Here is a 23,787-nt window from a genome sequence, read left to right as displayed (position 1 = left end):
GCTCAGCTCACCTCTTCCTCGGCCGCCGAACGTGCACCGACAACCGCGGCCGTCGGCGCAGCCCGAGTTCGCGCACCCCGTCGTCGAGCGCCGCGGTCAGGTCCTCCCGCACCGCGTCCAACTCCCGGAAGTGAGCTCTCGCCTCGGCACGCACTCTCCGTCGGCCCACGTCGACCCGGACGTTCTGCACCCCGCCGACCTCCATGGCGCGGTCCCGCAGCACCAGCCCGGCCGCTGAGCGGTCGATACCGGCCCGCACCTCCTCGCCGCCCTCCGGCGGCCGCATCGAGAGCAGCGACCGCATGCCGGGGGTCAGCGCGAGCACGATGAGCCAGAGCCCGACGGCCATCGCCACCGCGGCCCCGGTGATCACCCAGACGTCGTCGATCGGCCGGGTCGCCAACTCCTGGGAGAGCCGCCGCCGCCAGGTCATCTCGGGCTGTTTCAGCCGCACCGAAGCCAGGTCGTACAGCGCCAGCCCGATCCCGGCGGTGCACAGCAGCGCCACCACGGTGGCGGGCACCCGGCGGGTGGACCAGAAGCGGCGCACCGACCTGCCTCCGCCGGCCGAGGGCGGGGCCGGCGGTTGGGCATCCGCATGGCTCATCGGACCCTGCCCCCCTCCGGACGCCCGGTCTGGGCCGAGTGGAGCCGCTCCACCGCGATGGCGACCTCCGGCACCTCCATCCCGGCCAGTTCCCCCACCCGCTCGACGACCCGGCGGCGCACCGCACCGCACTGGGCGCCGACATCGGCCGGATAGCCGAGATCGAGGGAGATCTTCACCCGGGCCTCTCCGTGGACCGCGGCCGACCGGGCGCTCTTCCCGCCTTTTTTCCGGGACGGCACCCGCCGCAGCGAGACCTTCGTGTCGGGGACGGAGCGCCGACTCGGCACCCAGCGGCCGGAGGCTTCACCGCGCAGCGCCTCCACCGCGGCCTGTGCGGCGATCTTCGCCACGACCCGGGGCTCGATGTGTGTGGCGCCGCGGTCTCCCACGGCCGGTACTCGCTCCTCACTCGTCGCCCCCGGCACCGCGGTCACCGCTGCCGGTCGCCGCGTTCACGGGGACGGAAGAACTCGCCGGGCTCCAGCTCACCGTCCAGGTACCGGCCGGCGAAGAACCCCGCCGCCGCGAGCGCCGCCACCACGAGAAAGGCTCCGAAGCCACCGAAGTAGCCGGCGAATCCGAGGGCCATTCCGGCGATCACGCCCAACTTCGTCATGCTCATCATGAGCTCCCTCGCTCAAGTCCCGCCTCCCCCACCGCTTCGGCTACTGCAACCGCGATTCACCCTCCTCTTCCTCGTCCTCCTCATCGGGGAGCTTGACGTCGCTCACCGCGATGTTGACCTCCACGACCTCCAGACCGGTCATCCGCTCCACGGCCGAGATCACGTTCTCCCGCACGGTGCGCGCCACATCGGCGATGGCGAAGCCGTACTCGACGACGATCTCCAGGTCCAGCGCCGTCTGCACCTCGCCCACCTCGGCCTTGACGCCCCGGGTGACGGACTTCCCACCCCCGGGCACCCGTTCCCGCACCGCCCCGAGGCTGCGTGCCAGTCCGCTGCCCATGGCGTGTACGCCGACGACATCGCGGGCGGCCAGTCCGGCGATCTTCTCGACGACGCCGTCGGCGATGGTGGTCCGGCCACGGGCCGCCGGGTCTCCGCCACCCTGGCGCCCGCCGAGGCCCTTACCGGAGCTTCCCCCCGAGGCCCCGCTACCCGCTCCCGACTCGCCGGCCCCGGTCTGCTGTGCGTGGTCAGCCATCCCAGACCACCCCTTTCAGGAGAAACCAGACTTACGGCTCACATTCCCCAACACTAGGTGCGGTCGCGCGTTCCCGCTCCGGCAGCGGAGCGGACGGGGCTGCGGCAGGGTGGGGAGCGGATATGAGCGAAGGCGACGGTTCCGGAAGCGGACGGGCGAGGGTGAGCAGCGTGGTCTCGAAAGGCGTGGCCCCGACAGGTTGGGCCCAGGCGGTACGCCGGCAGCTGGCGTCGGGGCGGCTGCTGCCGCTCGGGGGCCCGCGGGACGGCTGCTGGATCACCGAGCGGGCGGCGTGCGGTGTCCTCCGCCAGTCGGCCGCGGAGCTGGCCGACGTGCTGCTCCTGGACCGCTTCCGGATCGGCCTGGCCGGGCCGGGTACCTCACCCGGGGGAACGTCTTCCGCTGGAGCACCGGCCGGGACTCCCCCGGTGCCGCCCCCGCCGAGCGCGCTGCCGTACGGGATGCTGCGCATCACGGCCGACTGCGCCCTGGCGGCTCGCGCACCGCTGCCGGACACCGCCGAGCGCCTCCGCCGGAAGCTACTGATCGCCGCCGACGAACGTCTCGGGCTGCCGCTGGCCGGGGCCGACCTGCGGATCGTCGAACTGCTCGACCAGTCGGCCGAGCGCCCCCCGGAGGCGGCCGTCGGCGGCCGGCCCCCCGGAGGCCAGCCGGAGGGCGACGTCCCGGAACCGGCCGCGGACGGGGATCCCGCCCTGGTTCTCACACCGACGGGCGAAGCGCCGCCCCGGGATCTGGTCCGGGCCGCGGAGTCGGTGCCCGGGGTGACCCGGCTGGCCCCCGTCCTCGGGTCGCTGGGCCAGGCGGTCCTGACCGAGGAGGGGGACGGCGGCCCCGGTGCTCCCCGCCACGTACGGGTGCAGATCGCCACGGCCGCGGGCCACCGGGCGCTGGATGTAGCCACCGCGGTCCGGGCCGCCGTGGCCGGCGCGGCGGGCACGGCCGGCCCGGGACACCGGGTCACGGTCGCGGCGCTGGTGACCGCCGTCGACGGCTGAAGCAGCCGGCCGAACGACCGTTCGCGGGGGTGCGACGCACCCACCGGGACATCCGGTTCCGCTCCAGGCTCCCCCTCCCCGTCTGCTGTCGCTCCTACAGGTCGAACTCGACGTGCTCCGGGTCGGTGTACTCCACCAGCAGTCCGGCGGCGCGGCGGCCTCCGTCCTTGAAATACGTCTCCTGGAGGCCTTCGGCGGCGATCTCCTGGAGGTGTCGGTCGGATGCCCCCTGGTCCTGGGCCTCGAAGAGCCGGGCGGCGTACTGCGGTGGTAGGGCCACGGTGAGGTGGCGGAGCCGGGGATCGTCGGTGCTGCCCGGGGCGGCGGTGTAGCCGAAGCGGGCCCGGGTGTCGATGACGATGCCGCCGGTGGTGGCCGCCGCCTTCTTGGCCCTGGCGCGGACCTGCGGCTGCCACCGTTTGGTCACCTCATCTTCAAGCCGGTCGGCGAGCTGTCTGCGGGGCCGTCTGATCTGGTCCTTCACATAGCGCTCGACGGTGCGCTGGGAGATCCCGAGCAGTTCGGCCACCGCCCTGGTGCCCTTGAGCTGTTTGACGAGGTATCGCATCCGAGCGCCCGCCGACTTCGGGACGGGGCGGGTGAAGGCCCGCTGCACGGCCTTGTCGAGTCCGTCCCCGAACAGGCTCATCGTCTACTCCCCGTTGTCCGTGGCGGTGACGTCGCCGTCCTTGATGTAGCGGGCGAGGTTGAGCTCTGGGCCGTGTTCCTCCCGCAGGCCCTCGCCCCACAGCACGCTCTGGGTGCCCTCGTGCTTGACCATTCCGGGAGAGACCCCGAGTCTCCAGCCGCCCGGCAGGGGCTTGCCGTCCCGGTAGGGCAGGAAGTCCAGCGGGGACGGGCCGGCGGCCGGGTACACGGCGCAGTCCGAAAGGATCGCTACCGGGTACTGCCCGGTGGCGGCCGCGTGCTTGACCACCTTGCGGTGCATGTTGACCCGGGTGCGGGAGATGACGGCGGCTCGGATGTCCGGCCGCCAGGTCGGGCGGGCGAGAGCCGGCCACGGCTGGCCGGGGCGCCAGCCACCGCCGCGGGGCCGCTCGCGGAGCTTGCCGATACCGCCCTTGACCGTGGCCTTGATCGCCGTCAGGACGATCGCCAGCTGGGGGTCGCGCGCCCGGTAGCCGTCCATCGCCGCGAGGAAGTCCTCCGGCGGCAGGTCGCCGGTGACTCCCAGGTCGGCCATCGTCCTCACGTAGGCGTCGCGCAACCGGGTGTACCAGCCGTCCAGGTAGCGGCCGTTGTCGTACCGCACCCACGCCTCGATCGGAGCGACGTCGTAGCCGAGCTCCACCGCGTAGGCGACGGTCGGCGTGGCATACCAGGCCGGGCCTTCGGGCCGCTCGCCCTTCGGCGTGAACGGGCTGGGCAGCAGCGTGTCGTCCAGCTCCACCCACTCCTTGCCGGACTTCACCTTCGACAGGTCGACGTGACTGAGGTCGACCAGCCACGAACCGGGCAGCTTCGGGTCGAAGACCGGCCGCCTGACGTGCGTGGGGGCGCCGAGTCCGACGATCGTGCCGTTGGCTCCGGCGGCGAAGGCCATGTTGACGTCGATGCCGACCAGGTACGGCTTGAGGCATTCGGAATCGGTGAGCGGACGCGCCCAGTCGTACGCCTCCTCCATGAGCATCTCGGCCGGGGTCCGCTGGTGGAACCGGGGCAGGTCCGCCAGCAGGGGGTGCCCGTCGGGTGCCTCGCAGGGCGCGCACTCCACGGGGTCCTTCCCGAGCGAGCCGGGGTTGTGCCGGCTGTGGCGGACGCCGTTCTCGTCCGGCTCGCTCGCCCGCGTCGGCGGGTGCAGGGCGGTCATCAACTCCAGGCCGGTGACGGCGGTGGAGCCGCGCGGCGTCATCACCCGTGTCGCGTAGGCGCCCAGGAGGCGGGCGAGGTCCGCCGGCGGAAGCCGGCCGGCATCGGCCCAGTGCCGGGTGTCGAGCGCGTCCCAGCCCGGGACGCACAACTGCACGCAGCGCCGCTGTCCGCCCTCGGCCGGACGGTAGATCCGCGCCCAAGGACCCAGGCCACGCTTGGTCAGCTGCCAGTTCGCCCGGGTCAGCTGCCTGATGACCTTGTGGTCCTCCGGCAGCCGTCCCGACAACCGCTCTTCCGGGGCGAGATGGGCCGGTAGTCCGTACCGCTCGCAGGCGGACTCGGTGAGCACGAGCAGCGGGTCCGCGTCCTTGCCCGGCCCGGACAGCCTCGGCTGGCCGAGCCGGGCTTCGGCGAGGGTCCAGTCGACCAGGGCCGGGAGGCTCCTGGCGGGCACGTCCAGGAGCAGCCCCCCGAGGCAGTACGCCGACACCTGGCCGTCCGCGAAGTCGACAACGGCCAGCGGCCCGTTCTCGAAGCGCGGATCACCACCGGCGGGCCCGGGGGCCGGCTTCGGTGCGGCTTTCCTCGACACGGGCCGCCGGGACGTCGGCGGGGGCTCGGCCGAGCGGGTGCGAGGCGATGCGGGGGCCAAGGCGGTGACGGCCGCGTGGTCCTTCTCGTCGGCCGCTCGGGGCGCAGGCGCCGCGGGACCCGTGAAGGTCCCATGTTCTCCGGCCCCCTCGGCCGGTGTCGAGGGCGCCGGGGGGTAGAGCTCCGCGAGCTTCTGCAACAGGCGGGCGTAGGCCTCGCGTTGCGGCGGCCGCGGCTCGGTTCTGCCGCTCTCCCACGACACGACGGTCGGCCGGCGCACGTTCAGGGCGACGGCTACCTGCTGCTGGGTCAGGCCGTGGGCCTTGCGCAACCGCTCCCGCTCGACGGGGGGAGGAAGTGCGGGTTGCCCCGCGATCAGCGCGTCGACTGCCTCGAACAACTCGGACACGGACACCTCCACCACGATTCGCCGTTCACGCTAACATTCGCCGAACCACGAAACGATCATCCAGCGACCATGCTGTTCCCCGCGTCCGCATCCCCGGCCGCGCCGCTGGTCCTGATCAGTCCCCCGCCGCTCGGACTGCACAAGACGCGTCCCCGGCTTGCGGGGCGGGCCCAGTACCACGCGGCGGAGTACGGCTTCGCCGCGGCCACCGTCGAACATCCCGGTAGAGGTGACCGGCCCGTTGGGCCGCCGCCGAGCGGGCCCGCGCCGACCTGCGCCGGGCACACCGGCGTCCCGCGGTTCGAACTCGACGCCCTGGCCCGGTACTTCGCCCGACATCCGCGCTAACCGCGGGGAGGGCCCGCCGCCGGGCCCGCAGACGGTAGGCGGTATACCGGCCGGCACGCGCGGACCGATACCGGCCCGGTGCCTCCTGGGTGGCGACGGCCAGGGGTGCGCGACCGCTCCGATCCGGCGGTACCCCGTGATCGGAGCGGCACGGCGGCCTGGTGCCCTTCGAGGGCGCGGCCGGCTGGTCCAGAGGTGGGCTCCGGACGACGCGTGTTCCGCGTCGAGTTGAAGCCGAGCGGGGCATCCACCTGGTCGAGTCCCTGTGACCATCCCTACATCACCGCAGGTTGACCGGTCTCCGCCCTTCCGGTTACCTTCGGGCCGTGCGGCTTCACGCGCCTCGACGGAGAGCCCCAGGGAATCTCCCGCGCCGGGACCCGCGACCGTAGGCGTTAACGTCAGTCAACGCGTTACAGCTTTCTGCCCAGAACGACACGGCAGGAGGCGGCGCGTCGTTGCACAGACCGTTGCCTGCCGGGAATACGGAGTCCCCGGGTGGCCGACAGCACTCATCAGCCCGCCGCGAAGGCCGAGGCCGCGAAGACCGGGAACCCCGAGGCCGCGCCACCCGAACCGGCCCAGCGCCGTAGACGCTTCACCGTCGATACCACGCCGCTGCGGATCAAGCCCTTCCGCCGGCTGTGGTCCTCAACCGCCGTCACCGCGATCGGCAGCCAGCTCACCGCGGTCGCCGTCCCGCTCCAGATCTACGAAGACACGGGGTCCTCGGCACTCGTCGGCGTCGCCGGAGCCGTGGCCCTCGTGCCGCTCATCGTCTTCGCACTGTGGGGCGGCGCCATCGCCGATCTGCGCGACCGCCGCACGCTCCTGCTCTTCAGCAACGCCGGCATCGCCCTCACCTCGCTCCTCTTCTGGGTTCAGGCCGCGCTCGGGATGCAGTCCCTCACGGTGCTCTTCGTCCTGCTCGCCTTCCAGCAGGCGCTCTTCGGCATCAACGCCCCGACCCGTACCGCCTCTGTCGCCCGTCTCGTACCGGAGGCGCAACTCCCCGCCGCGACCGCGCTCACCTCCACCGTCGCGCAGTTCGGGCAGATCCTCGGCCCGCTGCTCGCCGGGGCGCTCGCCCCGCTGCTCGGCATATCGACGCTGTACCTCATCGACACGCTCGCGCTCGTCATCACACTGTGGGCGGTGTGGAAGCTGCCGTCGCTGCCGCCGCTCAAGGTAGCCGCGCGCCGCGCCGGGCTCAGGGACGTCTTCGACGGCTTCCGCTACCTGTGGCCGCGTAAGCTCCTCCTCGTCTCCTTCCTCGCCGACATCGCCGCGATGGTGCTCGGGATGCCCCGCGCCCTCTTCCCCGAGATGGCGCACTCGTACTTCGGCGGCGACATCGCGCTCGGCGTGCTGTACGCGGCGCTACCCGTCGGCGCACTGCTGTGCGGGGTCTTCTCCGGGCTCTACTCCCATATCCGCAGGCACGGCGTGATGGTGGTCCTGTCGGTCGCCGCGTGGGGCCTCGCCGTCGCGGGTCTCGGCCTCGCGCACTCCCTTTGGCTGGCGGCCCTCATGCTCGCGCTCGCCGGAGCCGCCGACATGATCTCGATGGTGTTCCGCGGTGTCATCCTCCAGTCCGAGGCCACCGACGAGATGCGCGGCCGGATGCAGGGCGTCTTCACCGTCGTGGTCGCGGGCGGCCCGCGCCTCGCCGACCTCCTGCACGGCACCGTGGGCGAGGCGGCGGGCGCGCGCTCGGCCACGACCGGCGGCGGGTTGCTCGTGGTCCTCGCCGTCGCCGCACTCGCCCTCGCGGTGCCGGCCTTCTGGCGGTACGTACCGGCCCCCATGAGGCGCGACTGACCTCCGATGCGGGTTTCCTCGCCGCTCCTGCCAAGGCGGCGGAGCGGGCACCTCGACGGCCGCAGCCCGCCCGCCGCACGGGGGCTCCGTGCGGCGGGCGGGCTGCGGGCTTGCGGGCGAGGTCCCTAGCGGGCGGAGGAACCGCTCGGAGGCCGGTTCACTCCCCCAGCCCGGCGAGGTCGCGCAGGCGCCGGGCCTGTGCCGCCCGTTCGGCGGCGCGCTGTTCGTCGTACAAGCGCTCGGGCGCTCCCCGCAAGAGCGCCTTGGTCTCGATCACGGCGTCCCTGGGAGCCGCCAGCACCGCCGCGGCCAGGTCCAGGGCGGCGGCGTCCAGCTCGGCCTCGGGCACCACGAGGTTGGCCAGGCCGATCCGCTCAGCCTCCTCCCCGGAGACGTACCGCCCGGTGAGGCAGATCTCCAGCGCCCGGCCGTAGCCGACCAGGGAGACCAGCGGGTGGGTGCCGGTGAGGTCGGGCACCAGCCCGAGACCGGTCTCCCGCATGGCGAACCGCACGTCCGCGGCGCAGACCCGCAGATCGCAGGAGAGCGCGAGTTGGAAACCGGCGCCGATCGCATGGCCCTGCACCGCGGCGATGCTGACCAGGTCGGTCCGCCGCCACCAGGTGAAGGCCTCCTGGAACTCCGCGAGGGCCGCGTCCAGCCCCTGCTCACCCCGGGCCAAGAGGTCACCGATCGAGGGCTCGCCGTCCAGGCCGTCGGGCTCGAACGCCTGCCGGTGCAGTCCGGCGGAGAAGGACTTCCCCTCGGCTCGCAGCAGCACCACCCGGACGCTGCCGGGCAGCCGTCGTCCCGCCTCGGCCAGCGCCCGCCACAGCGCGAACGTCTGGGCGTTCCGCTGCGCGGGGTTGGCCAGGGTCACCGTGGCGACGGACGCGCTGTCGTCGACGGTGAGCCGTACGCCGTCCTGGTCCAACACAGTCATCGGGTCCTCCGGTGGGCCGCGGTCGATCAGCCCGGTCGGCGGAGTGCTTCACCGAAAGGCTGCATTACCGAACAGTAACCACCCGGGCGACCGACTGGCCGACCGGGTGGCGACTGCCCCTGACCGACGGCCCGCCAAGGACCAGGACGTCAGGACGAGGCGGCTTTCTTACCCCGTGTGGCGCCACCGCGGCCGCGGAGGGTCACTCCCGATTCGCTCAACATACGGTGGACGAATCCGTAAGAGCGGCCGGTTTCCTCGGCCAGCGCCCGGATGCTTGCTCCGGAGTCGTACTTCTTCTTCAGGTCAGCCGCGAGCTTTTCGCGCGCGGAGCCGGTAACCCGGCTGCCCTTCTTCAGAGTCTCGGCCACCCGTGCCTCCTCGTAGGAAGTGCGCTCTGGACTCTCATGATCACCCCTAGCGGGCTTCCTGGCCACCCATTCGGCAAGGTAGGTACGACGACCTTGCCTGCGAGGCAGCGCGGGAAAATGGGCGGAACGCGGAATTCCGAATGATCGAACTCTCTTGAGCGATCATGATCGAAAAGCAAACGCACTGGTCATCGCGGCATTCTGGGAACCCGGACCACGGCGGCGCCGAAGATCACGAAGTCCGGCTGTTCTCTCGGTGACGCACCGCTGTACGACCTCGACTCACCCAGATGAAGGATCGGCGATCGGCCGAATGATTCAAGGAAACCCGTCCGAGCATGGCCGACACGCCCTCCGGCCGGCCCACGGCCTCCGGAGGAGCCGAAGGGCTCACGCCAGGGCGACGAGGTCGGCGTAGTCCCGACTCCAGAGGTCCTCGACACCGTCCGGCAGCATGATGACCCGCTCGGGCTGCAGCGCCTCCACCGCTCCCTCGTCGTGCGTCACCAGCACCACCGCGCCGGTGAAGCGCCGCAGCGCCCCCAGGATCTCCTCACGGCTCGCCGGGTCGAGGTTGTTCGTCGGCTCGTCGAGCAGCAGCACGTTGGCCGAGGAGACCACCAGTGTCGCCAGCGCCAGCCTGGTCTTCTCCCCGCCGGACAGCACCGCGGCGGGCTTGTCCACGTCGTCGCCGGAGAACAGGAAGGAGCCGAGGGTCTTCCGGATGTCCACCAGGTCCAGGTCCGGAGCCGAGGAACGCATGTTCTCCAGCACCGTGCGATCCGGGTCGAGGGTCTCGTGCTCCTGTGCGTAGTAGCCCAGCTTCAGTCCGTGGCCGGGGGTGACGGCCCCGGTGTCGGGCTTCTCGACCCCGGCGAGCAGTCTCAGCAGGGTGGTCTTGCCCGCTCCGTTCAGCCCCAGGATGACCACCCGGGCCCCGCGGTCGACGGCCAGGTCGACATCGGTGAAGATCTCCAGCGAGCCATAGGACTTCGACAGCGCCTCAGCCGCCAGGGGCGTCTTCCCGCAGGGGGCGGGGTCGGGGAAGCGGAGCTTCGCCACCTTGTCGGCGGCCCGGTCCGCTTCCAGCCCCGAGAGCAGCCGCTCGGCGCGGCGCGCCATGTTCTGGGCGGCGACGGCCTTGGTGGCCTTGGCCCGCATCTTGTCGGCCTGGGCGTTGAGGGCCGCCGCCTTCTTCTCGGCGTTGGCGCGCTCCCGCTTGCGCCGCCGCTCGTCGGCCTCCCGCTGGGTCTGGTACTGCTTCCAGCCCATGTTGTAGACGTCGATGAGCGAGCGGTTGGCGTCCAGGTAGAAGACCTTGTTGACCACCGTCTCGACCAACTGGATGTCGTGCGAGATGACCACGAAACCGCCGTGGTAGCTCTTCAGGTAGTCACGCAGCCAGACGATCGAGTCGGCGTCGAGGTGGTTGGTCGGCTCGTCCAGCAGGAGGATGTCCGCGTCGGAGAAGAGGATCCGGGCCAGTTCGACCCGGCGCCGCTGGCCGCCGGAGAGCGTGTGCAGCGGCTGCCCCAGCACCCGGTCGGGTAGTCCCAGGCTGGCGGCGATGGTGGCGGCCTCCGCCTCGGCGGCGTATCCGCCCTTGGTGAGGAACTCCGTCTCCAGCCGCTCGTACTTGCGCATCGCCCGCTCGCGGGTGCCGCCCTGGCCGCTGGACATGCGCTCCTCGTTCTCCCGCATCTTGCGGAGCACGGAGTCCAGACCCCGGGCGGAAAGGATCCGGTCCCGGGCGAGCACCTCCAGGTCCCCGGTGCGCGGGTCCTGCGGGAGGTATCCGACGCCGCCGGTCCGGGTCACCGATCCTGCGGCCGGGGTGCCCTCACCCGCCAGGATCTTGGTGAGGGTGGTCTTTCCGGCGCCGTTGCGGCCCACCAGGCCGATACGGTCGCCCCTGGCGATGCGGAAAGAAGCCGACTCGATGAGGAGTCGGGCGCCGGCGCGCAGCTCAAGGCCGGTTGCGGTGATCACGGGAAGGGCTCCAGGGCAGTTTCGGGCGTCTCTTGGGCGGACCAGAGGGTGCGCCGCCCGGCACAGCTGCGTCACGGCAGCGGCGGGCCGGCGTTCGACGCCGTCTAGTGCACGAAGATTGAGAGCATGCGGTGAGTCTACCGGGGGCGGCAACCGGATTTCCCCGGGGCGTCCGGGGGGCTGCCTCGCCCGCTCCCGGCGTGGCGGCAGGGGTATCCGGCCGCCCGGGGGTCGAATCGGAGCATCGGAGCCGGGCGCGAGGAGGAGTGGTCCGCATGGCGGGAGCCGGAAGTCGGCCGACGATCTGCCCGACACTGCTTTACACCGACGCGAGGGCCGCGTTGGAACAGCTCAAGAGGGCCTTCCGGTTCACCGAGGTGGCCGTGTACGAGGGTGCGGACGGGGTCGTGGCGCACGCCGAGTTGGCCTACGGGAACGGCGTGGTGATGCTCGGCACCAGGTCGAAGCGGGGGCAGTTCGCCGAAGTCATGAGCGGTGCCGGGCCCACCGGCGTCTACGTCGTGGTCGAGGACGTGGACGCGCACTACCTGCACGCTCAGGCCAGCGGCGTGGAGATCCTGGCCCCGCCCGGGGACAAGGAGTACGGCGGACGGGACTACCTGGCCCGGGACCTGGAGGGGAACCTCTGGAGCTTCGGTACCTACGCGCCGAGCACCCCGGGCTGAGCGCCAGGCCACCCGTCCGAGCTCGACCGGTGGGGCCTCGGCGGCCGATGCCACCGCGGCCGGTCGTACCGGAGCCGGCGAAGCCGCAAGGCTCCGCCGGCCCGGGCGGTACCGGTCAGGCTTCGCCGGTGTGCACCTGGAAGGCCGCTCGGCGCACCGCCTTGGCGAGCGCGGGATCGGGATGTGCCGCGGCCAGGGCCACCAGTACCTGCACGGTGCGCGGGTGGCCTACCGCGCGCACCTCCTCAAGCAGCGCCGGGACGGTGCCCTGCACCGCGGAGTCGAGGTGCCGCACGAGCAGTTGCGCGTCGCCGTGGTCCAGCACCGCGGCGGCGGTGTCCACCCAGAGCCAGGTGGCCTCCTCCCGGGTGAGCACCTCGGGGCTGTCGTCCGGGTCGCCGCCTTCCTGCTCCGCCAGCCACAGCAGTGCGTACGGCCGCAGGTAGGGGTCGTCGGTGGCGCTCCGGACCGCGGTCTCGGCCGGTGCCCCCACCACCCGCAGCGCCTCGAAGGCGAGGCCGCGCAGCAGGGCGTCCTCTCCACGGGCGGCGTCCAGGAGTTCGGTGACGGCGCTGCCGACCGGCCGGGCCGCCAGCCAGGCCCGGTACTCGGCGCGGGCCGGGCCGGGGGTGAGTCGGGAACAGCCGCGCAGCATCTCGGGGGCCGACTGCTCGATGTTCCCCGCGGGGCTCTGGGCCGCCACGCAGATCTGCTCCAGCTTGACCCAGACCGCCCAGTTGCCGAGCGGGGTCAGGGTCGCCTGCCCGTCCTCGAAGGTGAGCGCGCCCACCGAGGCGAGGCTGTCGAGGACCCAGTTGAGCAGTGCGGGCGGGGGTGGTCCGCCGATGCTGCCGAGTTCCTGGGGGTGCGTCGGCCCGTCGGCGGGGAGGCTGTGCCCCGCCTCGACCGAGGGGCCGTCGAGGGCCTCGTACGGCACCTCGCAGCGTTCGGTGTGCAGTTCGGCGACGCGCTGTTCGAGGAGGTCCTGGAGGGCCGGGATGAGCACCGGGCCGTCCGAGAGCTGGAGCAGGGAGAGGAGTTGGGGGACCGCTTCGACGACTTCGGCGACGAGCGTGGGGGCGAAGGCGGCCGGGGCGGGACGGGCGATCGACCAGGCGTCGAAGAGGGCGACCCAGCCCCGCAGCACCGCGGTGTCGTCGCTGTCCCAGACCATCAGCCGCCAGCCGGGTCTGGCGGTGTCGCCGTGCAGTTCCACCAGCCCGGCCAACCGCGCCCGGTCCCATGCCGCGCGCACCTCGGCGGCGGTCGCCCCGAGGTCGGTGGCGGCGCGTTCGGCCGCCTGGTCGAGGAGCGAACCGACGCTGCCCGGGCGGAGCCTGGTGCCCCCGCCTGACCCGTCGTTCGCCCACCGGGCGATCCGCACCGCGTCGGCGAGCCCGGCCCGGGCCTGCCGGGCCAGCTCCGCCAAGGCGGGTGTCCCCGCGGGAGGGCGGGGGGCCGAAGCCCCCCAGGCTGGGGTCCCCGGACGTTGTCGCCGTGTGGTCACCGCCTGGCGAGCGGCGGCGATCGGTCGTCGCGGGACGAGTTGGAGTCTGGAGTCGCGTGGTGTACGGGACGTCACAGGAGCAGTGTTGCCGGTGACGGCCCGAAAGCCCAATCGGGACGCCCGCAATCGATTTCGCTCCGGGTGTTCCGTGGCCGGGCGGCGGCGGTGCGCCGGGCGGGCGTTTCACATCAGCGGGGTCAGGAACCGCCGCAGGGCCTCCTGGTAACCGACCGGATCGGCGTTCCACATCGCGCCGTGCGGAGCCTGCCGCACCTGGTGGAGGCTGACCAGGTCGGGCCGGGCGGCCGCCAGCTCGCGGGAGGGCTCCCAGGAGGCCACCCGGTCGTCCGGGCCGTGCAGGAGCAGGGTCGGCACGGTCAGCTCCGCCGGGTCGTAGGCGCGGGAGAGGTACTCCGGTTCCGGCCCGAGGCGGCCCTGGGCGGCCCGGACTGCCAGCGGCAGCAGCGGCCTGGGGGTGTGCCCGGCCGCGATCAGGGCGCGGAGCGTGGCCGGCCGGTCCAGCACCGGCGAGTCGAGGATGAGTCCGGCGACCCGCTCCCGGTAGGCCGAGCGGGTGGCGGTGTGCAGCGCCATGCCGGCGCCGGTGGACCAGCCGTACAGCACCACGCGCTCCGCACCCTGCCGCACGGCCTCGGCGAGGACGTGTTCGAGGTCGTGCCACTCGGCTCCGCCCAGCCGGTTCAGACCGTCCGGAGCCGGAGGTGCCCCCGGATCCCCGCGGTAGGCCGGGGCCAGCATCGGGAACCGCCAGCGGCGCAGGCAGGACATCACCACCATGGGATGTTCGCGGGTGGTGCCGTAGCCGTGCACCAGGATGATCCACGTGCTGCGGGCGTCCGGCAGGAACCAGGCGGGCAGCGTCCCGAGCTCGCCCGCCACCTCCACGTCCTGGTACTCCAGGCCCAGCGCGTCCAGCGGGTCGCCGACGTACGCCTGGGGGGTGAACCGCATCCGCGCCCCGGGCTCGATCGGCCCCCGGCTGACGCGCACCAGATGGCGGACGACGGTGTCGGCGCCGCGGCGCTCGTCCTCGACGACCGGCCCGACGACTGCGTGGCCGCCGCCGCCCGCCAGGCCGTAGGTACCCGGGCGGAGCGCGGTGAGGCTGCGGGTCAGCACGATGCGTCGGCCCTCGGCGGAGTGCACCGTGAGGCTCCGCTCCCCCGGTAGCGGCCGGGCCCGCCGGGGGTTGAGTGCGGCATCGCTCGTGTACCGGCCCACCGCCACCGCGGCGGCTCCGGCACCGAGCACGGTGCTGGCGGCCAGGGCCGCCGAGGTACGCGGACGCATCCCCACCAGTCTGGAAGGGCCGGCGGGAGCCGGCCACCCGACCGGAGCACGGGTGTGGCCCGGACAGGGGCCAGGGGGTGTCCGGAGCCCCGCGGGTGGGTGTTCCGGGTGGTCCTGGAGCCGCCTCCGCCGCGGCGGCTAGTGCTGCGTCACGCAAGGTTCGGGCCGGGACTTCGAGGAGAACACCTCAACAATGCCGGGTGTTCACCTTCTGTTCATCATCTCTTCCTAGCGTCGCGGTGCCACTGACCGTCCGACTGATTGTCCGGGTGAATGGAACACCTAACGCTGCTCATCGGAGTCGTGATCATCACGGCCCTGGTGTTCGACTTTACGAACGGCTTCCATGACACCGCCAACGCCATGGCGACCACCATTTCCACCGGGGCCCTCAAGCCCAAGGCGGCGGTGGCGATGTCGGCGGTCCTCAACCTCGTCGGCGCGTTCCTCTCGGTGGAGGTCGCCAGAACCATCTCCGGCGGGATCATCGACGAGAGCACCGGCATCCGACCCGAAGTGATCTTCGCCGGGCTCGTCGGCGCCATCATCTGGAACCTGCTGACCTGGCTGCTCGGCCTCCCCTCCAGCTCCTCGCACGCACTGTACGGCGGGCTGATCGGGGCGACGATCTTCTCCGTCGGGCTCGGCGGGGTCCACCACGACGTCGTCCTGATGAAGGTGCTCATCCCGGCCCTCGCCGCGCCGCTGGTGGCCGGGGTGGCCGCGATGGCCGCCACCCGGCTCACCTACCGGATGGCCCGGAACCGGAGCGACGAGGACACCGCAAAGGGCTACCGCGCGGGGCAGATCGCCTCCGCCGCCCTGGTCTCGCTGGCGCACGGCACCAACGACGCCCAGAAGACGATGGGCGTGATGACCCTGGCGCTCATCACCGGCGGTGTGCTGGCCCCCAACGCCGACCCGCCCGTGTGGGTGATCGTCTCCGCCGGACTGGCCATCGCCCTCGGCACCTACCTGGGTGGCTGGCGCATCATCCGCACCATGGGCAAGGGCCTCACCGACATTCAGCCGCCGCAGGGCTTCGCCGCCCAGACGGGTGCGGCCACCGTCATCCTGGCCTCCTCGCACCTCGGCTTCGGCCTCTCCACCACCCAGGTCTGCTCCGGCGCCATCATGGGTTCCGGGCTCGGCCGCAAGGGCGGTGTGGTGCGCTGGTCCACGGCGACCCGGATGTTCGTCGCCTGGGGGCTGACGCTTCCGGCGGCCGGGATCGTCGGCGGCGGTGCCGCGCTCCTCGCGGAGCAGGGCGACTGGGGCGTGATCGCGGTCGCGGTGGTCGCCCTGCTGGTCTGCGGCGGAGTCTGGCTCGCGGCGCGCCGCGAGCCGGTTGACCACACCAACGTCAACGACGAGGAGATCCCGGAGCGCGCGCCCGCCGCCAGCGAACCGGACGGCGTCATCACCACCGCGGTCCGCGCGGTGACACCGCCTCCCGCCCGGGTCCCCGGGGACCAGGCCGACGCCGCCCTCACGGTGACCGTCCACCCGATCGCGGAGGGCCCGGCGCGGGCGGTCGTCGAGCCGGCCGCCCAGGCACCGGCCACGACGGCGCTCGGAAACAGCGTCTGAGCCGGCGCCCGCGTAGGGAACCGGCATGAGTGAGAACACGCACCGGCGACGGGCCGGTGGAAGGAGCAGCAGCACATGAACGTCGACTGGGCAGCACTCGGGCAGGTCTTCGGGGTGAGTCTCGCGGTCACGGTCGGCTTCGTCGCCCTGTTCACCTTCGGCATCCTCGGCACCTCCGGTGGCGGCCGGCGGCCGGGCGGGAGCGGGGCCGACCCGGTGGCGGCCGACGGCCAGCAGACGCTCTCGGCCCGGGCCGGCGCGTACGCCTGCTTCGGTCTCTGCTTCGCCATGGTGGCTTACGGGATCCACCTGATCGTGGCCTGATCCGCTCCCCGGTGCGGGGCGGACGCCTGGCGGGTTGGGCCGTCCACGGAGCACGCCGGGTGCCCGCTCAGTCGGCGATGCCCACCACCAGCCAGATGAACGCGACCCCCAGCACGGTGCAGAGCAGGGTGGAGCGGGCCGGGTGCTCGTGGTGGGCCTCGGGGAGGATGTCGGAGGTCGCCAGGTAGAGCAGGACTCCGGCGAAGAACCCGAGGTAGAAGCCGAGGAGCTGGGCCGGAAGGGTGAACAGCAGGGTGGAGGCGGCGCCGGCCACCGGCGCCAGCGCGGTGGCGCAGAGCATCGCCGCGGCCCTGCGGCGGCTGTTCCCGTACAGGCTGGTGATCGTGTAGGTGTTGAAGCCGTCGGCGAAGTCGTGGGCGATCACCGCCAGCGCCACGGCCACCGCCATACCGCTGCTGACCTGGAAGGCCAGCCCGATGGCGACCCCGTCCATCAGGCTGTGCCCGGCCAGCGCCGCCGCCGCGGTCAGCCCCACCCGGGGCGACCGCTGGTCGGGATCGGCGCCATGGGCGGCTCTGCGGACGGCCAGCATCCGCTCCACCAGATGGGCGGCGAGGAAGCCGGCGACGAAGAGCAGCAGCCCTTCGGGCACCCCGAAGACCTCCCGCCCCGCGGCGTCCAGCGCCTCCGGCAGCAGGTCGAGTCCGACGACGCCGAGCATCAGTCCGCCGGCCAGCCCGAGGACGAGGTGGCGCCGGTCGGTGACGCGTTGCGCCGTCCAGCCGCCGACCAGCGTCATCAGGACCGCTGCCAGCGCGACGACGACCGGCATGCCCTACCTCCTTACGCCGCCGGGTCCCCGGTGGACCGGTACGGCGCCGGGCCGCCCGCCCCGCTCGTCACCGGACGAAGGCACCAACCGCCGGCCGGCCGGCGATCCCGACCGCCGGGTGGAGCAGCAGCCTCCCAGCCGGGGCCGGTTCGGGCACGGCGCCGCGCTGGTCGCGGGCGTTGCTTCGCCCGGTGCCCCTCCGGCCTGCGGCCGGAGGGGCGGACGGGCTCAGAGCACGACCTGGCCGCGGAGCACCACCCGGCGGGGCGCCGCCAGCACCCGCACGTCCTCCCGCGGGTCGGTCTCGTACAGCACCAGGTCGGCTGGGGCCCCTTCGGTGAGCCCGGGTCGGCCGAGCCACTCCCGGGCCGCCCACGCGGTGGCGGAGAGCGCCGCCGCCGGGGGGATCCCGGCGGCCACCAGCTCGGCGACCTCCGCGGCGACCAGTCCGTGCGGGAGTGAGCCTCCGGCGTCGGTGCCCACGTAGACCGGTACCCCGGCGTCGTAGGCCGCGCGCACGGTGTCGTAGCGGCGGGCGTGCAGGCGTCGCATGTGCTCGGCCCAGCGCGGGTACTTCCGCTCGCCGCCCTCGGCGAGCTTGGGGAAGGTGGCGATGTTGACCAGGGTCGGGACGATGGCGACCCCGCGCTCGGCGAAGAGCGGGATGGTCTCCTCCGTCAGCCCGGTGGCGTGCTCCACGCAGTCGATACCGGCCGCCACCAGGTCGGGCAGCGACTCCTCGGCGAAGCAGTGCGCGGTGACCCTGGCGCCCAGCCGGTGCGCCTCCGCGATGGCGGCCGTGACCTCACCGCGCGGCCAGCAGGCGGCCAGGTCTCCGGTCGAGCGGTCTATCCAGTCGCCGACGAGCTTCACCCAGCCGTCTCCGCGCCGGGCTTCCTGTGCCACGTAGGCGACCAGGTCCTCCGGCTCGATCTCATGCGCGTAGTTCCGGATGTACCGGCGGGTGCGGGCGATGTGCCGGCCCGCCCTGATGACGCGCGGCAGGTCCGCCCGGTCGTCCATCCAGCGGGTGTCGGCGGGCGATCCCGCGTCCCGCAGCAGGAGCGTCCCGGTGTCCCGGTCGGTCAGGGCCTGCTTCTCGCTGGTCGACTCGTCGACCGCGCCGTGGGCGTCGAGTCCGACGTGGCAGTGGGCGTCGACCAGACCCGGTAGCGCCCACCCGGTGAGCGTCCGCACGTCCCGCGCTCCGGTCGGCCGCTGAAACGTGATCCGACCGCCCACGATCCACAGCTCGTCCCGGACGTCCTCCGGCCCGACGAGCACCCGCCCCCTGATGTGCAGCACCGCGCTATCACTCATGACAGGCAACCCTAACGATCCCCCGGCTGCCTGCGACAGAGCGTCCGCGACCTCCGCCGGAGATTCGCGTTATCTTCTGAGGAATTGATTTCGAATTGCCGATGAACGTAGCTGCCCGTATTCTTCTTCCCGGTTTCGAAGGATGCAAACACATCACTTTCGAGAGCCGTCCGGATATCAAAATCCGGACCTTCCGCGATGATCGTCTCGAAGATGTGACGGACTCCACAGAGCGCCCGTTTCGCCCGGTAATCTCATGACATTCCCCCATGAAACCACGCCCTGGCTACGCGCCTGCGCGATTACCACAGATCACCGTTCCTGGTAACCCGACCTGACGATGCAATATGCGCTTCGGCTGGGTAAATTAAATCCGCATGACCGCCGCACAAGCAGACCGTGCACGTGCCCGCAGCGAATTCCCGGAAATGCCGGAGGAGCTGAAGCTCGACACACCGCGTGTCGAGGACGGAGCAGCACTCTGGCGCATCGCCCGCGACTCCCGCGTACTGGACCTCAACTCCTCCTACAGCTACCTGCTCTGGTGCCGCGACTTCGCCGCCACCTCGGTGGTGGCGCGCGGACCCGACGGCGCACCGGTCGGCTTCGTCACCGGCTATCTCCGCCCCGAGCAGCCGGAGACCCTGGTCGTCTGGCAGGTGGCGGTCGACGAGGCGCAGCGCGGCCGGGGACTGGCAGCAGCGCTGTTGGACGCGCTGGCCGACCGGGCCGCCGACGCCTTCGGTGTATGCCGGCTGGAGACCACCATCACCCCGGACAACGGGCCGTCGAACCGGCTGTTCACCTCGTTCGCCGAGCGGCACGGCGCCGCTGTGGACCGCGAGGTGCTGTTCGACAGAGGGATGTTCCCCGACCCCGGCCACGAACCGGAGGTCCTGTACCGGATAGGACCGCTCGCACGGGCAACGAGCCGGCCGTGAGGGCCGCCGTGCGGGCCGAACACCGACCCAGACCCCTTCCTTCTGCTCGTCTCTCATCTTTCTGGAGCACGCTGTGACCATCACCCCGCCCGCCCTGAGTGTCTTCGAGACCCTGGAGTCGGAGGTGCGCAGCTACTGCCGCGGTTGGCCTGCTGTGTTCGACCGCGCGCAGGGCAGCTACATCCACGACGAGGACGGCCGCACCTACCTCGACTTCTTCGCCGGCGCCGGAGCACTCAACTACGGCCACAACAACCCGGTCCTGAAACGGGCGCTGCTCGACTACATCGAGCGTGACGGCATCACGCACGCGCTCGACATGGGCACCACGGCGAAACGCGCCTTCCTGGAGTCGTTCGAGAACACCATCCTGCGCCCCCGCGACCTGCCCTACAAGGTCATGTTCCCCGGCCCGACGGGCACCAACGCGGTCGAGGCCGCGCTGAAGCTGGCCCGCAAGGTCAAGGGCCGGGAGTCCATCGTCAGCTTCACCAACGCCTTCCACGGCATGTCGCTGGGCGCGCTCGCGGTCACCGGCAACTCCATGAAGCGGGCCGGGGCCGGCATCCCGCTGGTGCACGGCACCCCGATGCCCTTCGACAACTACTTCGACGGCGCCGTCGAGGACTTCCTCTGGTTCGAGAGCCTGCTCGAGGACGAGGGGTCCGGTCTCAACAAGCCCGCCGCCGTGATCGTGGAGACGATCCAGGGCGAGGGCGGCATCAACGTCGCCCGCCCCGAGTGGCTCCGCGCCCTCGCCGACCTCTGCCGGCGCCGCGACATGCTGCTGATCGTGGACGACATCCAGATGGGCTGCGGCCGGACCGGGGCGTTCTTCTCCTTCGAGGAGGCCGGGATCACGCCGGACATCGTCACCCTGTCGAAGTCCATCAGCGGCTACGGCCTGCCCATGTCGCTGACCCTCTTCAAGCCCGAGTTGGACGTCTGGGAGCCTGGCGAGCACAACGGCACCTTCCGCGGGAACAACCCGGCCTTCGTGACCGCCGCCGCGGCCTTCGACACCTACTGGGCCGACGGGCAGATGGAGAAGCAGACCATCGCCCGGGGCGAGGTGGTCGAGCGGGCGCTCCGGTCGATCATCGAGGAGCACCCCGGGCTCGGCGCCGGCATGCGCGGGCGGGGGCTGGCCTGGGGGATCGAGTTCGCCGACAAGGACCGCGCCTCCGCGGTCTGCAAACGAGCCTTCGAGTTGGGCCTGCTGGTGGAGACCTCCGGGCCGCAGAGCGAGGTCGTCAAACTGCTGCCGCCGCTCACCGTCACGCTGGAAGAACTGGACGAGGGGCTCCGCATCCTCGCCCGGTCGGTGCGCGAGACCGCTTGACGCCGAACGCCATACCGCTGACCGTAGAGACAAGAAAGGCCACGAATCACTGTGATCGTCCGATCCTTCAAGGACATCGAGGGCACAGACCGGCACGTCAAGGCGGCGTCCGGTACCTGGGAGAGCAAGCGGATCGTCCTCGCCAAGGAGCGTGTGGGTTTCTCCCTCCACGAGACGACGCTCTACGCGGGCACCGAGACCACGATGTGGTACGCCAACCACATCGAGGCGGTGCTCTGCGTCGAGGGCGAAGCCGAACTCACCAACGAGGAGACCGGCGAGAAGCACTGGATCGAGCCGGGCACCATGTACCTGCTGGACGGGCACGAGCGGCACACCATGCGCCCGAAGACCGATTTCCGCTGCGTCTGCGTCTTCAACCCGCCGGTGACGGGCCGTGAGGACCACGACGAGAACGGCGTCTACCCGCTGCTGACCGAGGACGACGCCTAGTCCTCGCCATCGGACGGGTTCGCCCCGACGCGGCGTCCGGCGCGCGCGACCGTACGCGCACCGGACGCCGCTCCCGTCGGCGCGGACCGCGCCCGATCGGCACTGACTGAGACTTCCCCACTGGGGAACCGAAAGAGAGTAAGGGAAGTACCGGAAGGAGAAGGTGCACCACCATGACCACCGCACCCGAGCGAACGGCTGACCTCTACCCGACCCGCGGTGCCACCGAGGTGATCACTCCGCGCCAGGCCCCGGTCGTCTGGTCGGAGCCCGGAGCACCCGGTCCGATGCGACCGGAGGAGCTGAATGCGTTCGATCACGACGGGTTCCTGGCGATCGAACAGCTGATCACTCCGGATGAGGTGGTGATGTACCGCACCGAGTTGGACCGGCTGGTCGTCGACCCGGAGGTCCGGGCCGACGAGCGCTCCATCGTCGAGCCCAAGTCCCAGGACGTCCGGTCGGTCTTCGAGGTGCATCGGATCAGCAAGGTCTTCGCCGAACTGGTGCGCGACCCGCGGTTGGTGGAGCGCGCCCGGCAGATCCTCGGCTCCGACGTCTACGTCCACCAGAGCCGGATCAACGTCAAGCCGGGGTTCGGGGCGACCGGTTTCTACTGGCACTCGGACTTCGAGACCTGGCACGCCGAGGACGGTCTGCCGAACATGCGGACGGTCTCGGTCTCGATCGCGCTGACCGAGAACTACGACACCAACGGCGGCCTGATGATCATGCCGGGTTCGCACCGGACCTTCCTGGGCTGCGCCGGTGAGACCCCGGAGGACAACTACAAGAAGTCGCTCCAGATGCAGGACGCTGGCATCCCCTCGGACGAGGCACTGACCGACCTGGCGTCCAGGCACGGCATCAAGCTGTTCACCGGCAAGGCCGGTTCGGCGACCTGGTTCGACTGCAACGCCATGCACGGTTCGGGCGACAACATCACGCCCTTCCCGCGCAGCAACGTCTTCATCGTCTTCAACAGCGTGGAGAACAAGGCGGTCGAGCCCTTCGCGGCGCCGATCCGCCGCCCCGAGTTCCTCGGCGCACGGGACTTCACGCCGGTGAAGTAGGAGCAGCCCCGCGTCGGGCGTGACCTGGGCCCGAACGAAGGCTGCGACCGGGAAGGTCTGCCGGAGAACCCGCGCGGCGAGGTGCCGTGCACGGCGCCGCGGGCCGGTGGACCTCCCGGTCACAGCACTGAGTGCGAGCGTTCGGGCCGGGCTCATCGCCGGGCGAGCGCAGCGGTCGTCACCCGGCCTCCGTGCCGGGCGGCGGCCGTTGCGCCTTTCCGGGGTCAGCGGTGGTCGGAGAGTACGTCCAGCACCCGGTCGACATCGGCGGTGGTGTTGTAGAGGTGGAAGGCCAGCCGGAGGTTTCCGGCGCGCGCCGTCGCCTCCACCCCGGCCCGCCGCAGGTGCTCCTCGGCCGTGTCGAGCCCCGGAACGGCGACGATGGCCGAACCCGGGGCCGCCACCGGCTGGTGCCCCAGGTCGGCGGCCCCGGCCCGGAACCGGTCGGCGAGCGCCCGGTTGTGGGCACCGATCCGCTCCGGGCCGAGCTCCTCGACGAGGGCCAGCGAGTGCTGCGCGGCGAGGTAGGGGAGGTCGGCCGGGCTCTGGTCGAAGCGGCGTGCGGAGCGGGCCAGTTGCGCGATCGGGCCGTAGACGCTCCGCCACGGCTCCTCTCCGGCGGTCCACCCAGCGTAGAGCGGCGGCAGGTCCTCGTGCCGCTCGGGCACGGTGAGGAAGGAGACCCCCCGCGGGCAGAGCAGCCACTTGTAGCCCCCGGCCACCGTGTAGTCGAAGTCCGCGGCGCACATGGGGAGCCAGCCCGCCGACTGGGTGCAGTCGACCAGAGTGCGGGCGCCGCTGGCCCGAGCGGCCCGGCCGATGGCCGCGAGGTCGGCGATCCGCCCGTCCGCCGACTGCACCGCGCTGACGGCGACCAGGGTGGTCTCCGGCCGTACCGCCGCGGCCAGATCGGGCAGCGGCACGGTGCGCAGCCTCAGGTCCCGGCGCACGGCGAAAGGATTCACCAACGAGCTGAAGTCGCCGTCGGCCACGAGGATCTCGCCCCCGGTCGGCAGCGCGGAGGCGATCAGCCCGACGTGCAGGGAGACGGACCCCGCGACGGCGACCCGGTCCACGTCGACCCCGACGAGACGGGCGAAGGACTCCCGCGCGGCGCCGACCGACTCGAAGCCGGTGGCCGGGGTGGGGCGTCCGGCCGCGGCGTCGTCCACGGCGGCGCGGAGCACGGCCGCCGACCGGGCGGGCAGCAGTCCGCTGGCGGCGGTCTTCAGATACGTCGTCTGGGGCGCGAACTCGGCGCCCCCGAGGCCTGTGTCCATACCGTTCACTATCCGGGCAGCCGGTCGCCGGGTCCACGGCACCGCACCGTGTTCACGGGACACCCGC

The 23,787-nt window shown here is 72.0% G+C and carries 24 protein-coding genes; 10 read left to right on the top strand and 14 right to left on the bottom strand.

Translation table 11 applies throughout. The annotated features are described in order from the left end of the window. Nucleotides 1-7: 7 nt before the first annotated feature. From BGP73_RS04045 to BGP73_RS04030, 4 genes are read right to left on the bottom strand one after another with little or no spacing between them, the layout of a single operon-like run. Nucleotides 8-607, bottom strand: a complete 600-nt coding sequence (locus BGP73_RS04045) for a DUF6286 domain-containing protein (RefSeq protein WP_079127170.1) — start codon at nt 605-607, stop codon at nt 8-10. Continuing rightward, complete coding sequence (locus tag BGP73_RS04040; RefSeq protein ID WP_244501067.1) at nt 604-999, bottom strand: hypothetical protein; 396 nt, start codon at nt 997-999, stop codon at nt 604-606. The genes BGP73_RS04045 and BGP73_RS04040 overlap by 4 nt, the downstream gene beginning before the upstream one ends. 41 nt (nt 1,000-1,040) lie before the next feature. Next, nucleotides 1,041-1,232, bottom strand: a complete 192-nt coding sequence (locus tag BGP73_RS04035; RefSeq protein WP_069812119.1) for a hypothetical protein — start codon at nt 1,230-1,232, stop codon at nt 1,041-1,043. A 43-nt stretch (nt 1,233-1,275) separates the two neighbouring features. Then, the gene (locus tag BGP73_RS04030) at nt 1,276-1,776 is read right to left on the bottom strand and encodes an Asp23/Gls24 family envelope stress response protein (protein WP_069811974.1); all 501 of its coding nucleotides are present in this window, start codon (nt 1,774-1,776) and stop codon (nt 1,276-1,278) included. Between the two features lie 122 nt (nt 1,777-1,898). Here BGP73_RS04030 and BGP73_RS04025 point away from each other — a divergent pair, with 122 nt between their 5' ends. Further along, nucleotides 1,899-2,795: a nucleopolyhedrovirus P10 family protein gene (locus BGP73_RS04025; protein WP_244501066.1), complete on the top strand. Its 897-nt coding sequence runs from the start codon at nt 1,899-1,901 to the stop codon at nt 2,793-2,795. A gap of 94 nt (nt 2,796-2,889) precedes the next feature. On the opposite strand, the gene tpg is transcribed toward BGP73_RS04025, so the two are convergent. Both tpg and tap read right to left on the bottom strand, forming a co-directional pair. Next, nucleotides 2,890-3,444: a telomere-protecting terminal protein Tpg gene (gene tpg, locus BGP73_RS04020; RefSeq protein ID WP_069811973.1), complete on the bottom strand. Its 555-nt coding sequence runs from the start codon at nt 3,442-3,444 to the stop codon at nt 2,890-2,892. Nucleotides 3,445-3,447: 3 nt separating this feature from the next. Next, on the bottom strand, nt 3,448-5,628 hold the full coding sequence (gene tap, locus BGP73_RS04015; RefSeq protein WP_069812117.1) for a telomere-associated protein Tap: 2,181 nt from the start codon (nt 5,626-5,628) through the stop codon (nt 3,448-3,450). 69 nt (nt 5,629-5,697) lie between these two features. Between tap and BGP73_RS04010 the strand changes: the two genes are divergently transcribed. After that, nucleotides 5,698-5,976 carry a hypothetical protein gene (locus tag BGP73_RS04010; RefSeq protein ID WP_069811972.1) on the top strand — a complete coding sequence of 93 codons (279 nt, stop codon included), beginning with the start codon at nt 5,698-5,700 and terminating at the stop codon, nt 5,974-5,976. Nucleotides 5,977-6,474: 498 nt separating this feature from the next. Beyond that, nucleotides 6,475-7,797 (top strand): MFS transporter, encoded by a 1,323-nt coding sequence (locus BGP73_RS04005; protein WP_069811971.1) that lies wholly within the window; start codon nt 6,475-6,477, stop codon nt 7,795-7,797. Between the two features lie 157 nt (nt 7,798-7,954). Here the strand turns inward: BGP73_RS04005 and BGP73_RS04000 are convergent, their stop codons facing one another. The 3 genes from BGP73_RS04000 to BGP73_RS03990 form a co-directional block, all read right to left on the bottom strand. Next, on the bottom strand, nt 7,955-8,740 hold the full coding sequence (locus tag BGP73_RS04000) for an enoyl-CoA hydratase/isomerase family protein (RefSeq protein WP_069811970.1): 786 nt from the start codon (nt 8,738-8,740) through the stop codon (nt 7,955-7,957). A gap of 149 nt (nt 8,741-8,889) precedes the next feature. Continuing rightward, on the bottom strand, nt 8,890-9,111 hold the full coding sequence (locus tag BGP73_RS03995) for a helix-turn-helix domain-containing protein (protein WP_069811969.1): 222 nt from the start codon (nt 9,109-9,111) through the stop codon (nt 8,890-8,892). A gap of 390 nt (nt 9,112-9,501) precedes the next feature. Next, on the bottom strand, nt 9,502-11,100 hold the full coding sequence (locus BGP73_RS03990; protein WP_069811968.1) for an ABC-F family ATP-binding cassette domain-containing protein: 1,599 nt from the start codon (nt 11,098-11,100) through the stop codon (nt 9,502-9,504). 275 nt (nt 11,101-11,375) lie between these two features. Between BGP73_RS03990 and BGP73_RS03985 the strand changes: the two genes are divergently transcribed. Continuing rightward, complete coding sequence (locus BGP73_RS03985) at nt 11,376-11,786, top strand: VOC family protein (RefSeq protein ID WP_069811967.1); 411 nt, start codon at nt 11,376-11,378, stop codon at nt 11,784-11,786. Nucleotides 11,787-11,901: 115 nt separating this feature from the next. Here BGP73_RS03985 and BGP73_RS03980 read toward each other — a convergent pair whose 3' ends face one another. Together BGP73_RS03980 and BGP73_RS03975 are read right to left on the bottom strand one after the other, a co-directional pair. After that, on the bottom strand, nt 11,902-13,368 hold the full coding sequence (locus tag BGP73_RS03980) for a hypothetical protein (protein ID WP_170837736.1): 1,467 nt from the start codon (nt 13,366-13,368) through the stop codon (nt 11,902-11,904). 108 nt (nt 13,369-13,476) lie between these two features. Beyond that, the gene (locus BGP73_RS03975; protein WP_069811965.1) at nt 13,477-14,604 is read right to left on the bottom strand and encodes an alpha/beta hydrolase; all 1,128 of its coding nucleotides are present in this window, start codon (nt 14,602-14,604) and stop codon (nt 13,477-13,479) included. Nucleotides 14,605-14,877: 273 nt separating this feature from the next. Between BGP73_RS03975 and BGP73_RS03970 the strand changes: the two genes are divergently transcribed. Together BGP73_RS03970 and BGP73_RS03965 are read left to right on the top strand one after the other, a co-directional pair. Further along, the gene (locus BGP73_RS03970) at nt 14,878-16,194 is read left to right on the top strand and encodes an inorganic phosphate transporter (protein WP_069811964.1); all 1,317 of its coding nucleotides are present in this window, start codon (nt 14,878-14,880) and stop codon (nt 16,192-16,194) included. Nucleotides 16,195-16,269: 75 nt separating this feature from the next. Further along, entirely contained in the window at nt 16,270-16,518 is a 249-nt protein-coding gene (locus BGP73_RS03965; protein WP_069811963.1) for a hypothetical protein, read from the top strand. Between the two features lie 67 nt (nt 16,519-16,585). Here the strand turns inward: BGP73_RS03965 and BGP73_RS03960 are convergent, their stop codons facing one another. Together BGP73_RS03960 and BGP73_RS03955 are read right to left on the bottom strand one after the other, a co-directional pair. Then, a complete protein-coding gene (locus BGP73_RS03960) occupies nt 16,586-17,311 on the bottom strand; it encodes a ZIP family metal transporter (protein WP_069811962.1) in 726 nt (241 codons plus the stop codon). A gap of 228 nt (nt 17,312-17,539) precedes the next feature. After that, nucleotides 17,540-18,631, bottom strand: coding sequence for an amidohydrolase family protein (locus BGP73_RS03955; protein WP_069811961.1), 1,092 nt, complete (start codon nt 18,629-18,631; stop codon nt 17,540-17,542). A 377-nt stretch (nt 18,632-19,008) separates the two neighbouring features. On the opposite strand from BGP73_RS03955, the gene ectA reads away from it, so the two are divergent. The 4 genes from ectA to thpD all read left to right on the top strand — a co-directional run bounded on the left by ectA (nt 19,009) and on the right by thpD (nt 22,440). Then, nucleotides 19,009-19,572, top strand: a complete 564-nt coding sequence (gene ectA / locus BGP73_RS03950; RefSeq protein ID WP_170837735.1) for a diaminobutyrate acetyltransferase — start codon at nt 19,009-19,011, stop codon at nt 19,570-19,572. A 73-nt stretch (nt 19,573-19,645) separates the two neighbouring features. Then, on the top strand, nt 19,646-20,914 hold the full coding sequence (gene ectB, locus BGP73_RS03945; RefSeq protein ID WP_069811959.1) for a diaminobutyrate--2-oxoglutarate transaminase: 1,269 nt from the start codon (nt 19,646-19,648) through the stop codon (nt 20,912-20,914). A gap of 51 nt (nt 20,915-20,965) precedes the next feature. Further along, nucleotides 20,966-21,367 carry an ectoine synthase gene (locus BGP73_RS03940; protein ID WP_069811958.1) on the top strand — a complete coding sequence of 134 codons (402 nt, stop codon included), beginning with the start codon at nt 20,966-20,968 and terminating at the stop codon, nt 21,365-21,367. A 173-nt stretch (nt 21,368-21,540) separates the two neighbouring features. Next, entirely contained in the window at nt 21,541-22,440 is a 900-nt protein-coding gene (gene thpD, locus BGP73_RS03935; RefSeq protein WP_069811957.1) for an ectoine hydroxylase, read from the top strand. Nucleotides 22,441-22,664: 224 nt separating this feature from the next. Here thpD and BGP73_RS03930 read toward each other — a convergent pair whose 3' ends face one another. Continuing rightward, entirely contained in the window at nt 22,665-23,720 is a 1,056-nt protein-coding gene (locus tag BGP73_RS03930) for an aminotransferase class V-fold PLP-dependent enzyme (RefSeq protein ID WP_069811956.1), read from the bottom strand. Nucleotides 23,721-23,787: the final 67 nt, after the last annotated feature.

The organism is Streptomyces sp. TP-A0874 (assembly GCF_001748085.1).
GTDB lineage: Bacteria > Actinomycetota > Actinomycetes > Streptomycetales > Streptomycetaceae > Streptomyces.
The sequence above is the reverse complement of the archived record's forward strand: the minus strand, read 5'-3'. Positions and strand labels throughout refer to the sequence as shown.